16 protein-coding genes and 1 tRNA gene are annotated in these 13,157 nt (G+C 67.4%); 13 read left to right on the forward strand and 4 right to left on the reverse strand.

Features of this window, described 5'->3' with window-relative positions; all coding sequences use genetic code 11:
* The first annotated feature begins 23 nt into the window (after nucleotides 1-23).
* The 11 genes from soxC to VSR71_RS24695 all read left to right on the forward strand — a co-directional run bounded on the left by soxC (nucleotide 24) and on the right by VSR71_RS24695 (nucleotide 8,489).
* Entirely contained in the window at nucleotides 24-1,373 is a 1,350-nt protein-coding gene (gene soxC / locus VSR71_RS24645) for a sulfite dehydrogenase (protein ID WP_342916410.1), read from the forward strand.
* Nucleotides 1,357-2,412, forward strand: a complete 1,056-nt coding sequence (locus VSR71_RS24650) for a c-type cytochrome (RefSeq protein ID WP_342916411.1) — start codon at nucleotides 1,357-1,359, stop codon at nucleotides 2,410-2,412. The genes soxC and VSR71_RS24650 overlap by 17 nt, the downstream gene beginning before the upstream one ends.
* A 120-nt stretch (nucleotides 2,413-2,532) precedes the next feature.
* Nucleotides 2,533-2,859, forward strand: a complete 327-nt coding sequence (locus VSR71_RS24655; RefSeq protein WP_035826540.1) for a c-type cytochrome — start codon at nucleotides 2,533-2,535, stop codon at nucleotides 2,857-2,859.
* A gap of 209 nt (nucleotides 2,860-3,068) precedes the next feature.
* Complete coding sequence (soxY, locus tag VSR71_RS24660; RefSeq protein ID WP_063240926.1) at nucleotides 3,069-3,524, forward strand: thiosulfate oxidation carrier protein SoxY; 456 nt, start codon at nucleotides 3,069-3,071, stop codon at nucleotides 3,522-3,524.
* Nucleotides 3,525-3,583: 59 nt separating this feature from the next.
* Nucleotides 3,584-3,895, forward strand: coding sequence for a thiosulfate oxidation carrier complex protein SoxZ (gene soxZ / locus VSR71_RS24665; RefSeq protein WP_209761369.1), 312 nt, complete (start codon nucleotides 3,584-3,586; stop codon nucleotides 3,893-3,895).
* 105 nt (nucleotides 3,896-4,000) lie between these two features.
* Entirely contained in the window at nucleotides 4,001-4,465 is a 465-nt protein-coding gene (locus tag VSR71_RS24670) for a DsrE family protein (protein WP_342916412.1), read from the forward strand.
* A 79-nt stretch (nucleotides 4,466-4,544) separates the two neighbouring features.
* The gene (gene soxA, locus VSR71_RS24675) at nucleotides 4,545-5,372 is read left to right on the forward strand and encodes a sulfur oxidation c-type cytochrome SoxA (protein WP_342916413.1); all 828 of its coding nucleotides are present in this window, start codon (nucleotides 4,545-4,547) and stop codon (nucleotides 5,370-5,372) included.
* Between the two features lie 19 nt (nucleotides 5,373-5,391).
* Nucleotides 5,392-6,054, forward strand: coding sequence for a sulfur oxidation c-type cytochrome SoxX (soxX, locus tag VSR71_RS24680; RefSeq protein WP_342916414.1), 663 nt, complete (start codon nucleotides 5,392-5,394; stop codon nucleotides 6,052-6,054).
* Nucleotides 6,055-6,059: 5 nt separating this feature from the next.
* Nucleotides 6,060-6,560 carry a TlpA disulfide reductase family protein gene (locus tag VSR71_RS24685; RefSeq protein ID WP_342916415.1) on the forward strand — a complete coding sequence of 167 codons (501 nt, stop codon included), beginning with the start codon at nucleotides 6,060-6,062 and terminating at the stop codon, nucleotides 6,558-6,560.
* A 57-nt stretch (nucleotides 6,561-6,617) separates the two neighbouring features.
* Entirely contained in the window at nucleotides 6,618-8,339 is a 1,722-nt protein-coding gene (gene soxB / locus VSR71_RS24690) for a thiosulfohydrolase SoxB (RefSeq protein ID WP_342916416.1), read from the forward strand.
* Nucleotides 8,340-8,413: 74 nt separating this feature from the next.
* Nucleotides 8,414-8,489, forward strand: a tRNA-Ala gene (locus VSR71_RS24695).
* A gap of 88 nt (nucleotides 8,490-8,577) precedes the next feature.
* On the opposite strand, the gene VSR71_RS24700 is transcribed toward VSR71_RS24695, so the two are convergent.
* Entirely contained in the window at nucleotides 8,578-8,946 is a 369-nt protein-coding gene (locus tag VSR71_RS24700) for a calcium-binding protein (protein WP_342916417.1), read from the reverse strand.
* A 232-nt stretch (nucleotides 8,947-9,178) separates the two neighbouring features.
* Entirely contained in the window at nucleotides 9,179-9,430 is a 252-nt protein-coding gene (locus VSR71_RS24705) for a hypothetical protein (RefSeq protein WP_063240934.1), read from the reverse strand.
* Between the two features lie 163 nt (nucleotides 9,431-9,593).
* Between VSR71_RS24705 and VSR71_RS24710 the strand changes: the two genes are divergently transcribed.
* Nucleotides 9,594-10,562: a cation diffusion facilitator family transporter gene (locus tag VSR71_RS24710; RefSeq protein ID WP_342916418.1), complete on the forward strand. Its 969-nt coding sequence runs from the start codon at nucleotides 9,594-9,596 to the stop codon at nucleotides 10,560-10,562.
* Nucleotides 10,563-10,963: 401 nt separating this feature from the next.
* Here VSR71_RS24710 and VSR71_RS24715 read toward each other — a convergent pair whose 3' ends face one another.
* The gene (locus VSR71_RS24715; RefSeq protein WP_342916419.1) at nucleotides 10,964-11,599 is read right to left on the reverse strand and encodes a DNA-3-methyladenine glycosylase I; all 636 of its coding nucleotides are present in this window, start codon (nucleotides 11,597-11,599) and stop codon (nucleotides 10,964-10,966) included.
* Nucleotides 11,600-11,714: 115 nt separating this feature from the next.
* On the opposite strand from VSR71_RS24715, the gene VSR71_RS24720 reads away from it, so the two are divergent.
* Nucleotides 11,715-12,071, forward strand: coding sequence for a DUF2314 domain-containing protein (locus VSR71_RS24720; RefSeq protein WP_342916420.1), 357 nt, complete (start codon nucleotides 11,715-11,717; stop codon nucleotides 12,069-12,071).
* A 22-nt stretch (nucleotides 12,072-12,093) separates the two neighbouring features.
* On the opposite strand, the gene VSR71_RS24725 is transcribed toward VSR71_RS24720, so the two are convergent.
* Complete coding sequence (locus VSR71_RS24725; protein ID WP_342916421.1) at nucleotides 12,094-13,095, reverse strand: hypothetical protein; 1,002 nt, start codon at nucleotides 13,093-13,095, stop codon at nucleotides 12,094-12,096.
* Nucleotides 13,096-13,157 lie beyond the last annotated feature (62 nt).

A 13,157-nucleotide genomic window follows, 5' to 3' on the forward strand; every position in this document is an offset into this window, starting at 1 on the left:
GCAAGCTGCCGGAGGAGACGGCATTGCAGGAACGGAACCGGCCCGGGCGCATCGTGCCCGCGCCCGAGCACTTCGTCAGCGCATCGCTGCAGCAGGACATCGGCCGGCACGGCCTGGACGCGCCGCGCCGGGACTTCCTGCGCAAGAGCTTCCTGGGCGCCGCGGCAGGCATCGCCGCCGCCACCGCCGGCCGGCGCGCGCTGGCGGCGGACGGCGATGCCGCCATCCTGGAGCCCCAGCCCTGGGCCACTTCGCTCGGCCAGCCGGTCGCGGCCCGGCCCTATGGCCAGCCTTCGGTCCATGAGAAAAACCTGATCCGCCGCGAGTCGCCGGGCCTGACGCGCGTGGCGGCGGCGTCGGTCGCGTTCGCGCCGCTGCAGGGCTTCTTCGGCATCATCACGCCCAACGGCCTGCATTTCGAGCGCCACCACCAGGGCTGGCACGATATCGACCCGGCCCGCCACCGCCTGATGATCAACGGCCTGGTGCGCGCGCCGCGCGTCTACACCATGGACGACCTGATGCGCCTGCCGGCGGTGTCGCGCATGCATTTCATCGAATGCGGCGCCAACACCGGCATGGAGTGGGGCAACGTCGCCGTGCCGACGGTGCAGTACACACACGGCATGCTGTCGTGCTGCGAGTTTACCGGCGTGCCGCTGCGCGTGCTGCTGGACGACGCCGGAGCCGATCTGCGCCGCGGCCGCTACCTGCTGGCCGAGGGCGGCGACGGCTCGTCGATGACCCGCACCATCCCGATGGAGCTGGCCGACGAGATCATCGTCGCCTGGGGCATGAACGGCGAGATGCTGCGCCCCGAGAACGGCTACCCTCTGCGGCTGGTCGTGCCGGGCGTGCAGGGTGTGTCGTGGGTCAAGTGGCTGCGCCGGCTGGAACTGGGCGACCAGCCGTGGAACGCCAAGGACGAAACCCTCCACTACGTGGACATGATGCCGGACGGCAAGCTGCGCCAGTACACCTCGATCCAGGAGTGCAAGTCGGTCATCACCACGCCGTCGGGCGGCCAGCAGCTGGTGGGCAAGGGGTTCTACAACATCAGCGGGCTGGCATGGTCGGGGCGCGGGCGCATTACGCGGGTCGATGTCTCGGCCGACGGCGGCCGCAACTGGCGCACCGCGCGGCTGGAATCGCCGGTGCTGTCCAAGTGCCTGACGCGCTTCAACCTGGACTGGGTCTGGGACGGCAGTCCCGCGATCCTGCAGAGCCGCGCCATCGACGAGACCGGCTACGTGCAGCCGAAGATGGCCCAGTTGCGCGCCGTGCGCGGCACGCGCTCGATCTATCACAACAACGCGATCCAGAGCTGGCAGGTGGCGGCGGGCGGGGAGGTGTCCAATGTCCACGTGGGCTGAACGCTGCGCCGCCACGCTGGCGCTGGCCGCCGCCTGCGTGGCGCCATCCTGGGCCGCCGCCGCCGCCTCCGCCGACAACGCCGCCGACGCCCGTGCGGCAGTTGGCCGCATCGCCACCCCGGCCGAAGTGGCCGCCTGGGATATCGACGTGCGCCCGGATTTCAAGGGCCTGCCCAAAGGCAGCGGCACCGTCGCGCAAGGGCAGCAGGTGTGGGACGGAAAGTGCGCATCCTGCCACGGCGATTTCGGCGAGTCCAACGAGGTCTTCACGCCGCTCGTAGGCGGCACCACGGCCGAGGACATCAGGCGCGGCCGGGTCGCCGCCATGACCGGCAACCAGCCGTATCGCACCACGCTGATGAAGGTCAGCACGGTCAGCACGCTGTGGGACTACATCCACCGCGCCATGCCGTGGAACGCACCCAAGAGCCTGTCCGCAGACGAGGTCTATGCCGTCACCGCCTACCTGCTGAACCTGGGCGAGATCGTGCCGGCCGACTTCACGCTGTCCGACGCCAATATCGCGGCCGTGCAGCGGCGCATGCCCAACCGCGACGGCATGACCACCGACCACGGCCTGTGGCCCGGCCGCGGCCGCCCGGACACGCGCAATACCGCGTGCATGAAGGACTGCTCCGGGCAGGTTTCGATCGCCTCGGCGATGCCTGACCATGCCCGCGGCGCGCACGGCGACCTGGCGCAGCAGCAGCGCGCCTTTGGCCCGGTACGCGGCGTGACAGCAAGCGCGGCAGCGCCTGCAGGTGCCGCATCCGACGCTTCAGCGCCCGCGCCGGCCGGCGCCAGGCTGGCCAGCCAGTACCAGTGCGTGGCCTGCCATGCGATGGACAGGAAGCTGGTCGGCCCGTCGTTCGCGGATATCGCCGGCAAGTACAAGGGCCAGGACGCGCACGCCGCGCTGGCCAGAAAGGTCAAGGCAGGCGGGCAGGGTGCCTGGGGCAGCGTGCCGATGCCGCCGCAGCCGCAGATCCCCGATTCGGACGTCCATGCCATGGTGGGGTGGATTCTTGAGGCAAAATAGCGGGCTGGCCGCCGCAGTGCCCCCGAGGCGGCGGCCGGTGTATGCCGCGAAGCAGCTTGCAGTACTTGCCGCGCGGCCTTTGCCGTCCCCACGGCTTTACAGAGCTTGGAGAGCTTAACAATGAAGCAGTTTGTCATCGCAGCGCTGATGCTGGGCGCCGCCGCATCGGCTCACGCGGTCGATGCCGCCAAGGCACAGGAGATCGCCAACAAGAACGCCTGCATGGGTTGCCACCAGGTCGACAAGAAGCTGGTCGGTCCTTCCTACAAGGAAGTCGCCACCAAGTACAAGGGCGACAAGAACGCCCTCGCGACCCTGAGCAAGAAGGTCAAGAGCGGTGGTTCGGGCGTCTGGGGCCCGGTGCCGATGCCGGCCAACGCCGCCATCAGCGACGCCGACCTGAAGACCGTGGTCGAGTGGGTGCTCGCAGGCGCGCCCGCCAAGTAAGGCCTGACCGCCCCCAGGGGCAGTCCACCGATGCAACGGGCCGGACGGCGCAAGCCGAACCCGACCTGGACAGATCCAGCGGCCGGCAATGTACCGGCCGCGAGCAGGACACACGCAGTACAGGCAGGGCACAAGCACGGACACACCAACGAGTACCGCCAAAGCGGTCACGCAAACCGATTGGGACGGAGTAGCCGGAGAGCAAAAACATGAATTCGAAACGACGAGAAGTGCTGCGGGTCACCGCCGTCCTGTCGCTGATGGCCGCCACCGGCCTGATCAGCGAAGCGCAGGCGGCCGAATGGAACAAGACCGCCTTTGACGGCAAGAGCGTTGCCGACGTGATCAAGGCGCTCGGCGGCAGCGGCACCGAGAAAAGCACCGCCATCACCTTCAACGCCCCCGACATCGCCGAGAATGGCGCCGTGGTGCCGGTGGCTGTGACCAGCACCATCCCGGATACCGAGCAGATCGCGATCCTGGTGGAAAAGAACCCCAATACCCTGGCCGCCGACTTCATCATCCCGGCCGGCACCGAACCGTTCGTCTCCACGCGCGTGAAGATGGGCCAGACCTCGGTGGTGCACGCCGCGGTCAAGGCCGGCGGCAAGTGGTACGTGGCATCGAAGGAAATCAAGGTCACGCTGGGCGGCTGCGGCGGCTGACGCCGGCACGCCCTCACCCCCGTTACCGAGATTTCCGCCAACTGCAACCGGAGAAACACATGGCAGACCCGATGCGCGTACGCGCCACCGAGAACGGCGGCGTGGTTGATGTAAAGATCCTGATGAAGCACGACATGGAGACCGGCCAGCGCAAGGATGCGTCCGGCAAGGTCATCCCGGCCTGGCATATCCAGACCGTGACCGCCCAGTGCAAGGGCAAGGAAGTGTTCCGCGCCCAGTTCGGGCCGGCGGTGTCCAAGGACCCGTTCCTGAACTTCAAGTTCAAGGGCGGAGCCAAGGGCGACAAGGTTGCCGTGACCTGGGTCGACAACAAGGGCGACAAGCGCACCGACGAAGCGACCATCGCCTGAGGCCGCGCGATCCCGGCCGTTGCCCGACATGTGCCGGCACGCCGCGCCGTCCTCTGCTAAGGTTCGGGGCGGAATGCCGGGACGAACCCGGCCGGAAGGAGCATTATGCGGCGAGCATTTATTCGAGCATCGGCGGCCCTGGCCGCCATCGGCCTGGCGGCCAGGGCCTCTGCACAGTCCGGCCAGTCGGCGCCGGCCGGTGCCGGCAAGGGCGGGCGCGTGAAGGTGGTGTACCAGCTGTCGGAAGGCATCGACCAGGCGGTGCGCGCGATGGGCAACCTGCGCAACCACCTGAATGGCGCCCCCGGCACCAAGATCGTGGTGGTCGCGTTCGGCTACGGTATCGATTTCCTGGTCGAAGGCGCCAAGGATGCGCGCGGCAACAGTTTCGAAAGCCCGGTGGGCGCGCTGGCCGCAGAAGGCGTGGAGTTCCGCGTGTGCCGCAATACGCTGACCGCGCGCAGGATTACCGAATCGCAGCTGTTGATGGAAGCAAAAGTAGTACAGGCCGGCGTGGTCGAGATCGCCCGCCTGCAGGCCGAGGAAGGCTACGCCTATATCAAGCCCTGAGCCGGGCTGGCGCGGCCTGACGGCAACACAAGAGAAGAAACGGCCCGTCCCGAAAGGCGCGGCCGCGAGGAGAAGCCCCATGAAACCGATCCGAAGCCTGGCCCGGCGCGCTGCGCTGGCCCTGGCCGCCACCGCGGCGGCCGCGGGCGCCGCCGCCGTGCATGCGCAGGGCAGCACCGCCGACGAAATCGCCAAGTACCGCCAGATGCTGGCCGAAGGCAATCCCGCCGAGTTGTGGGAGGCCGCCGGCGAAGAGCTGTGGAAGAAGCCGGCCGGCCCCAGGAACGTCTCGCTCGAGCAATGCGACCTGGGCAAGGGCCCGGGCGTGACCAAGGGCGCCTACGCCGAGCTGCCGCGCTACTTCAAGGACGCCAACAAGGTGATGGACCTGGAGCAGCGCCTGGCCTGGTGCCGCGTGACGCTGCAGGGTCTGAGCAAGGAAGAGGCGACGAAGAACCCGTTCTCGGCCTCGGGCAAGCCGTCCGACATCGAACGCCTGGTTGCCTACCTGACGGGCGAATCGCGCGGCGTGAAGATGAACGTGCAGCTCAACCATCCGGAAGAGAAGCGCACCTACGCCCTCGGCCAGAAGATGTTCTTCTACCGCGGCGGGGCCTATGACTTTGCGTGCGCCACCTGCCACGCGGTCGACGGCCAGCGTATCCGCCTGCAGGACCTGCCCAACCTGCTGACCGACAAGGGCGCGCAGGCTGCCTACACCACGTGGCCGGCGTATCGCGTGTCGCAGGGCGAGGTTCGCTCGATGCAGCACCGCCTGTACGACTGCCTGCGCCAGCAACGCTTTCCCGAACCCGCCTACGGCTCGGACGTGATCACCGCGCTGACCATGTTCCTGGCGAAGAACGCCAACGGCGGCACCTACGACGGCCCGGCGATGAAGCGCTGACCAGTACGGGAGAGACAACATGCAACGACAATACAAGGCACTCGCCATCGCGGCGCTGGCCACCCTGCTGGCAACCGGCGCGCACGCGCAGGACAACGCCAAGGCCCTCCCCGCCAAGGGCAAGCCCGCCGCCGTCAGCAGCGCCGACATGAAGCACCTGATCGAGGACTCGTTTTCGTCCAGGGGCCCGGCCACCGTGGAAGGCGTGCTGAACCAGGACACCATGCAGCAGGCCTGCAGCCAGTACCCGGACCGCAGCAAGGTGCCGGACAAGCTGGCGAAGAAGATCGAGGCCGCCGAGCTCAAGCAGGTGAAATATCCCGCCGACAGCAACTGGCTCGGCGACTGGAAGGAAGGCGAGAAGGTCGCCCAGAACGGCCGCGGCATGCAGTTCACCGACCAGGTCGGCGGCACCAACGGCGGCAACTGCTACGCCTGCCACCAGATGACCAAGGCCGAGATCTCGTTCGGCAATATCGGCCCGTCGCTGTACCAGTACGGCAAGCTGCGCGGCAACTCGCAGGAAGTCATCAGGTACACCTGGGGCAAGATCTGGGATTCGAACGCCTATTCCGCCTGCTCCAACATGCCGCGCTTCGGCCACAAGGGCATCCTGACCGAGGCCCAGATCCGCGACGTGATGGCGCTGCTGCTCGACCCGGCCTCGCCGGTCAACCAGTAAGCCCCATGCTTGCGGGCGCGCGTGCCGTCCTGCTGCGCTGGCTGCTGGCCGCCGGCCTGGCCGGCGCCGTTGGGAGTGCAGCGGCGCTCGAAGTGGGCGACACCGTGCGCCTGCCCGACGTGCAGACGCTCGACGGCCGCACGCTGCGCGCCGCCGCGCTGGCCGGCAAGCCGCTGGTAGTCGAGTACTGGGCCACGTGGTGCCCGTTCTGCGCGATGCAGAACCCGCGCCTGCAGAAGCTGTATGAGCGCACGCGCGACACGCCGCTGCAGGTGCTGGCCATCAGCATCGACAAGGACCCGCGCGAGGCCATCGACTACATGAAGAAGCGCGGCTACACCTTCCCCGCGACGATGGATTCCGCCGCGCTCCAGGCCGTATTCGGCAAGCGCAAGGGCCTGCCCGAGCTGTACGTGATCGACGCGCGCGGGCGCGTGGTGCAGAAAGAAGTGGGCGAGATGCTCGAAGACGACGTGGCCGCGCTGGAGCGTTACGCAAAGCCATAGCGATGCGATGCCGGACGCCACGCGCCCACCGGCACGCACTTATCCACAGGACGAGACATGAACCGACGCGAGTTCCTGCAGGTGCTGGCCATCGCCGGCGCCGGCGGCATGACTTTCTCCCACCAGGATGCGCACGCCGCGCAGGCCGCCGAGTCGATGTACGACCTGCCGCGCTTCGGCAACGTCCACCTGCTGCATTTCACCGACTGCCACGCGCAGCTGCGGCCGGTGCATTTCCGCGAACCCAGCGTCAACCTCGGCATCGGCGACTACGCCGGCAAGCCACCGCACCTGGTCGGCGAGGCGCTGCTGCGCCACTACGGCATCCGCGCCGGCACGCCGCAGGCGCATGCCTTCACCTACCTCGATTTCAACGAGGCCGCGCGCCGCTACGGCAAGGTCGGCGGGTTTGCGCACCTCGCCACGCTGGTCAAGCGGCTCAAGGCGGGCCGGCCGGGCGCGCTGCTGCTCGACGGCGGCGATACCTGGCAGGGCTCGGCCACGGCGCTCTGGACCAAGGGGCAGGACATGGTCGATGCGGCGCTGGCGCTCGGCGTCGACGTGATGACGCCGCACTGGGAAATGACGCTCGGCGCGGACCGCGTCAGGGAAATCGTCGACAAGGATTTCAAGGGCAAGGTCGCCTTCCTGGCGCAGAACATCAAGACCAACGATTTCGGCGACCCGGTCTTCGATCCGTACGTGATCCGCGAGATCAACGGTGTGCCGGTGGCCATCATCGGCCAGGCCTTCCCGTACACGCCGATTGCCAATCCGCGCTATTTCGTGCCGGACTGGACCTTCGGCATCCAGGAAGAAAACCTGCAGCAGGTCATCGACGCGGCGCGCGGCAAGGGCGCGCAGGCGGTGGTGCTGCTGTCGCACAACGGCATGGACGTCGACCTGAAGCTGGCCTCGCGCGTGCGCGGGCTAGACGCCATCCTCGGCGGCCACACCCATGACGGCGTGCCCGCGCCGGTGGCGGTGAAGAACGCCGGCGGCACCACGCTGGTGACCAATGCCGGCTCCAACGGCAAGTTCCTCGGCGTGCTGGATTTCGACGTGAAAGGCGGCAAGGTCGCCGATTTCCGCTACCGGCTGCTGCCGGTGTTCGCCAATTACCTGCCGGCCGACCCGGCCATGGAGGCGCTCATCAGGAAGGTTCGCGCACCGTACGAACAGAAGCTCGGCGAAGTCCTCGCCGTCAACCGCGGCCTGCTGTACCGCCGCGGCAATTTCAACGGCACCTTCGACCAGCTGATCCTCGACGGCCTGATGCAGGTGCAGGGCGCGCAGATCGCGTTCTCGCCGGGTTTCCGCTGGGGCACCACGCTGCTGCCGGGCCAGGCCATCACCATGGAACACCTGATGGACCAGACTGCCATCACCTACCCGTACACGACCGTGACGGCGATGAGCGGCGAGACCATCAAGACCATTCTCGAAGACGTGGCCGACAACCTGTTCAACCCCGACCCGTACTACCAGCAGGGCGGCGACATGGTGCGCGTCGGCGGCCTGCAGTACACCATCGATCCCACCGCCGGCATGGGCAAGCGCATCACCGACATGCGCCTCGCGGGCAAGCCGCTGGAGGCGGGCAAGACCTACAAGGTGGCGGGCTGGGCGCCGGTGGCAGAAGAAGCGCGGGAAGCCGGCGGGGCACCGGTCTGGGACGTGATGGCGCAGTGGCTGCGCAGCACCAAGGAGGTCACGGCGCGGCCGCTGAACGAACCCAGAGTGCGCGGGATGAACGGCAACCCGGGCATTGCTGCCTGATGTTGTGCGGCATCCTCATGCCAGCCGGGGAGGATTGAAGGCCGCTGCCGAAGTAGGCTACAATCGTCCGCGACGGGCCGATAGCTCAGCTGGGAGAGCGCTGCGTTCGCAATGCAGAGGTCGGGAGTTCGATCCTCCTTCGGTCCACCAGAATTTCCAGCAAAAAACGCACGGCATCGCGAGATGCCGTGCGTTTTTGCTTTTGGGTGTTCCCTCAAGGAACCGGGGTCGGCCGTCTTCAGTTCAGCGAGCTGGGGTCCTGAGCCGTCTTGCGCTGCTTGGCCTTGGCGACAGCATAAGAGCCCACCTGCTTCTGCGTGACATAGCCGGTCTTCTTGCGGTCGATCTTGTCGAAGTTCTTCGCTACCTCGGGCATGCCGGCTTCGGCTTCCTGGCGGGTCAGCTTGCCGTCGCTGTCGGTATCGGCTGACTTGAATTTTTCTGCGAACGCCGCCTTCATCTCCTGGGCCGTCATCGGCTTCTGTGGCTGCGCCGCTTGTGCCGGTGCCGGTTGTCCAGGTTGTGCCTGCGGCTGCTGGGCGCCGGCCTGCCCGGCGACGAACATGGCAGCCAACAGGGCGCCGGTCACCAGTACGCGTTTCGTCATCAAAGTCTCCTCGCTTGTGTCTTGGAATAGCCAGCCCGTATCGATGGCCTGGCTTCTGGCCCGGGTGGCAAAGGGCACTCTAGCAGCGCAGACTGGCGGGCAGAATTCAATCTTTTCTCAAGCCGATTGAATCGTTTGATGACGGTGCGCCGCATGACTGGCACGCAATCGGGGTGCGCCTGCGGCGGTCAACCGTGCCGGGCCGAAGCAGACGCCCGCGGCGCGCGCTGTCCTACGCCGCCCGTGTCGGCCGCCGGGCCTTCATCGCCGAGGGCCGTACCTGTTGCAGCGCGCGCAGCGACTGCAGCGCGTCTTCCACGGCCTCGATGCCATCGCGCAGCCGCGCGGTGGCGTAGCCGAGCCGGCTTTGCGCATCGGCATCGGGAGTGGACAGTTGTTCCAGTGCGTCGACTTCCGCCTGCATCTGGCCGACCAGGCGGCGCAGTTGTGACGTGCTGTGCGAGGCAAGCGACCGAATCGCCATCGTTTGGGCCCTCCTTGCAGTGACCGGCAGGCCGGTCACTGACTACGGTAAGGGCGACGCAGGAACTTCGCCAGCGCTGTTACGAAATCGGCACGATGCAGGCGGCGCGGGGCCGTCGGGCAATGCGGTGGGGCGCCGGCGTATCTTGGGCTATAGTCGCCCGATGGAACCGGAATCCGAAAAACGCTTTGGCTTCGGCCCCGGCCTGCCGGACGACGCCGCCGCGGCGACCGCGGCAGAAGCCGACGCACGCCACCGCGCGGGCCGGCGCAGCACGCTGGTCAGCGTGGCGGTCAATATCGGGCTGACCGCGGCGCAGGGCATCGCGGGCGTGGTCGCCGGCTCGCAGGCGCTGCTGGCCGACGCGGCGCACTCGCTGTCCGATCTGCTCTCCGATTTCGTGGTGCTGCTGGCCGCGTGGCAAAGCCGCAAGGATCCCGACGCGGACCACCAATACGGCCACCTGCGCTTTGAAACCGCTGCGTCGCTGGCGCTGGGCGGACTGCTGCTGGCGGTCGGCGCGGGCATGTTGTGGGCCGCGGTCGGCAAGCTGCAGCACCCCGGCGGCGCCCAGCCGGTGCAGGCGCTGGCGCTGTGGGTGGCGCTGGCCACGCTGGTTTCCAAGGAACTGCTGTTCCGCTACATGCTGGCGGCGGCGCGGCGCGTGCGCTCCGGCATGCTGGTCGCCAATGCCTGGCATGCGCGTTCCGACGCGGCTTCGTCGCTGGTGGTGGCGCTGGGCATCGGCGGCAACCTGCTCGGCTACCACGTGCTGGATCCCGTGGCCGCGATCGTGGTCGGGCTGATGGTGGCGCGCATGGGCCTGCGCTTTGGCTGGGATGCGCTCAATGACCTGATGGACCGTGCCGCGGACGAGGAAACCGTCGCGGCGATCGAGGCGACCCTGCTCGGCACGCCGGGCGTGCAGGGCCTGCATGCCTTGCGCACGCGCAAGATGGGCGACCAGGTGCTGGTCGATGTGCACCTGGAGATCGACGGCTCCCTGACCGTGGCGCAGGGCCATGCGATCGCCGTCGAGGCACGGCGCCGCGCACTCGAGCACCATCACGTGCTCAACGTGATGACGCACGTCGATCCGGTATACGCCGCCAGGATGACCGCCGCCGGCTAGGCGGCTGCGGACATCTGCGCCCGCGCCTGGGGATAACTCGCCGGACAAGCTGTGCCCCGCCTGGGGGCGCGCTGTGGGACGTATACGGATAACCGCAATGCCGTTGCCGCTTAGGTATACGCAGGGGCGGGGCTATCCACGTATACGGGTGCGCTGACACCGCAGTTATCTTTCTCGCAAGTCCTTGAGGCGAAAGAGGAAAGGTGACTTATCCACGGCGCAGCGGCAGGTTTACCTACTACTACTATGTTTACATACGTAAACAATGTAAGAACCAACATCAAGACCGTTGCAGCGATCGCAGCGGTCAGGCGCTGAACAAGGCACCGATCACAAGCGGGCGCCGGGACGCGGAGGACGTATACGGTGCGTCGTCAGCACCCGGACAAACCGGGCGGCCGTTAACGCGGCACCTTGAACGCCTTGCGCGCCCGTATCACCTCGGCCCGCGTCGCGCAGCCCTCCTGGTGGTCGTTGACCAGGCCCATTGCCTGCATCAGCGCGTACATGGTGGTCGGTCCGACAAAGCGCCAGCCGCGCTTCTTCAGGTCCTTGGACAGCGCCGTCGATTCAGGCGAGATCGCCATGGTGCGCAGCACCTCGGGCGTCAGCACCTTGGGCCGGCTGGCATGATCGGGCTCGAAGCGCCAGAAATAGGCGGCCAGCGACGATTCGGTTTCGAGCAACTCGCGCGCCCGCTGGGCATTGTTGATGGCGGCCTCGATCTTGCCGCGGTGGCGGACGATGCCGGCATCGCCGAGCAGGCGCTGGATATCGCGCTCGCCGAAGCGCGCCACCTTGTCGATGTCGAAGTTGGCAAAGGCCTTGCGGAAGGCCTCGCGCTTGCGCAGGATGGTCAGCCAGCTCAGGCCCGACTGAAAGCCCTCCAGGCACAGCTTCTCGAACAGGCGCCGGTCATCCGCGACCGGGAAGCCCCACTCGTGGTCGTGGTAATGGCAGTAGTCTTCCAGCGTGCCGCACCATCCGCAGCGCACCGGCGCCGCCGGGGCTGTCTGCGCTTCCTTCTTGCTTGTCATGCCTAACCTTTCTCCCATTTTCGGTGGATCCGGTGCGGTGGCCGCTCAACCCGCTCGCAGCGCGCCGCATTTGCTGCGATCATGCCCGCACCCGAGACATTGCGGAAGGCTGAAAATGGACATGCGATTGACGACCCTGGATGAAGACGGCTGGGAGCTGGATGACGGCGAGCCCATCGCCGCCGCCCATCCCGACACTTTCTGGATGCCGCCCCGCGAGGAACGCGACGCGCTGGTCCCCGGCCAGCAGGTCAAGCTGATCTTCCGCATCCTGGTTGCCGACGAAGACGGCGGCGAGGAGGTCCATGTCGAGCGGATGTGGGTGATCGTGACCGGGCGCGAGGGCGGCCTCTATACCGGCGAACTGGACAACCAGCCGTATTGCACCGACGAGATGGCGCCAGGCATGCCGCTGTGCTTCGAGGCGCGGCATGTGATCAATATCTACAGGGAAGGGGACGAGGAGAACTGAGCGGCCCGCGCCGCTGCGGGTATCAGAAGCTCGCCGCCAGTCCCAGCGATACCCCCGACACATTGTTGCCGAACACATAGCGCACCACCGCCCGGATGCGCGTGACGAAGACCTCGTGCGCACTGGTATCCAGCTCCAGCCCGGTGCCGACCGTGGTCAGGTAGTTGAAGCCCAAGATGCCGGCCTGGCTGCCGAAATAGTGCGAATGCGACAGCTCCAGCACATAGCGCACCGGCCGGTCGAGGGCGCGCAGGCCTGTTGGCGCCCGCCAGCGCGCCCACAGGTTGGCGGTCTGCGCGGTCGCCGAACCGCTCACCGCGCTGGAGGAGCCGCCGAAGCTCTGCAGGTGGATGCTGGTGTAGCGCAGTTCGATGTCGACTTCGTAGTTCTCGCGGTAGTGCTCCCAGTCCAGCATCAGCGAGCCGCCCAGGCCGTAGGCGTTCAGGCTGCCGCCATCGAGAAAGTCGATCTGCCGGTCGGTGACCTGCTCAACCGCGAACTTGCCGATCGACAGGTCGCTCGAGACGTTGCCCAGCGAAAAATTGAAGATCGGCCGGATCACCAGTTCCTTGTTGGCGGTGATCGGGAAATCCCAGCCGATGCCGATGGTGCCGGAGAACGTGTTCCACCGGGTCGGGATGGAGCGCGAATCGGTGCCGTTGCTGGCAACAAAGGTGGGGTCGTAGCGGCTGTAGGCGATCGCGCCTTCCAGATAGAGCGGGAACGACTTGCTGATGGTGAAGCCGCCGCCGAGCTGCGACATGACGACGCCGGGGTCGTCGGTGGTGGCGTTGTTGATCGACAGCGAGCTGGAAGTCAGGTCAGGCACCACGGAATATGCCATCAGCGACAGCACCGCGTTGGCGTGCCGCTGCACATTGGCACCGACCAGCTGCAGCCCGTTGCCGGCCTGGCCGTGCGCGGTCCCGGCGCCCAGCAGGCCGAGCGCCGCCGCCGCGGCGCGCCAGCGGCCAGCGCGGCGCCGGCCGGCGCGAAGTCGGTCAGTCGGCAGGCGTACGGACATGGGTGTTCCCCTTGCACACGGCTTACGCGGCGCCGTGAGGCGGCAGCCGTCCGACGCATTCT

This window comes from Cupriavidus oxalaticus, assembly GCF_038900635.1.
In the GTDB taxonomy this organism is placed as follows: domain Bacteria; phylum Pseudomonadota; class Gammaproteobacteria; order Burkholderiales; family Burkholderiaceae; genus Cupriavidus; species Cupriavidus oxalaticus_B.

Excerpts from the sequence above, each read along its gene's own strand:
- soxB (WP_342916416.1), top strand. The coding sequence starts at position 6,618 with ATGAACCGACGCGAGTTCCTGCAGGTGCTGGCCATCGCCGGCGCCGGC.
- VSR71_RS24670 (WP_342916412.1), top strand. The coding sequence starts at position 4,001 with ATGCGGCGAGCATTTATTCGAGCATCGGCGGCCCTGGCCGCCATCGGC.
- soxZ (WP_209761369.1), top strand. The coding sequence starts at position 3,584 with ATGGCAGACCCGATGCGCGTACGCGCCACCGAGAACGGCGGCGTGGTT.
- VSR71_RS24715 (WP_342916419.1), bottom strand. The coding sequence starts at position 11,599 with ATGACAAGCAAGAAGGAAGCGCAGACAGCCCCGGCGGCGCCGGTGCGC.
- VSR71_RS24720 (WP_342916420.1), top strand. The coding sequence starts at position 11,715 with ATGGACATGCGATTGACGACCCTGGATGAAGACGGCTGGGAGCTGGAT.
- VSR71_RS24650 (WP_342916411.1), top strand. The coding sequence starts at position 1,357 with ATGTCCACGTGGGCTGAACGCTGCGCCGCCACGCTGGCGCTGGCCGCC.
- soxA (WP_342916413.1), top strand. The coding sequence starts at position 4,545 with ATGAAACCGATCCGAAGCCTGGCCCGGCGCGCTGCGCTGGCCCTGGCC.
- VSR71_RS24685 (WP_342916415.1), top strand. The coding sequence starts at position 6,060 with ATGCTTGCGGGCGCGCGTGCCGTCCTGCTGCGCTGGCTGCTGGCCGCC.
- soxY (WP_063240926.1), top strand. The coding sequence starts at position 3,069 with ATGAATTCGAAACGACGAGAAGTGCTGCGGGTCACCGCCGTCCTGTCG.
- VSR71_RS24710 (WP_342916418.1), top strand. The coding sequence starts at position 9,594 with ATGGAACCGGAATCCGAAAAACGCTTTGGCTTCGGCCCCGGCCTGCCG.
- VSR71_RS24705 (WP_063240934.1), bottom strand. The coding sequence starts at position 9,430 with ATGGCGATTCGGTCGCTTGCCTCGCACAGCACGTCACAACTGCGCCGC.
- VSR71_RS24655 (WP_035826540.1), top strand. The coding sequence starts at position 2,533 with ATGAAGCAGTTTGTCATCGCAGCGCTGATGCTGGGCGCCGCCGCATCG.
- VSR71_RS24725 (WP_342916421.1), bottom strand. The coding sequence starts at position 13,095 with ATGTCCGTACGCCTGCCGACTGACCGACTTCGCGCCGGCCGGCGCCGC.
- VSR71_RS24700 (WP_342916417.1), bottom strand. The coding sequence starts at position 8,946 with ATGACGAAACGCGTACTGGTGACCGGCGCCCTGTTGGCTGCCATGTTC.
- soxX (WP_342916414.1), top strand. The coding sequence starts at position 5,392 with ATGCAACGACAATACAAGGCACTCGCCATCGCGGCGCTGGCCACCCTG.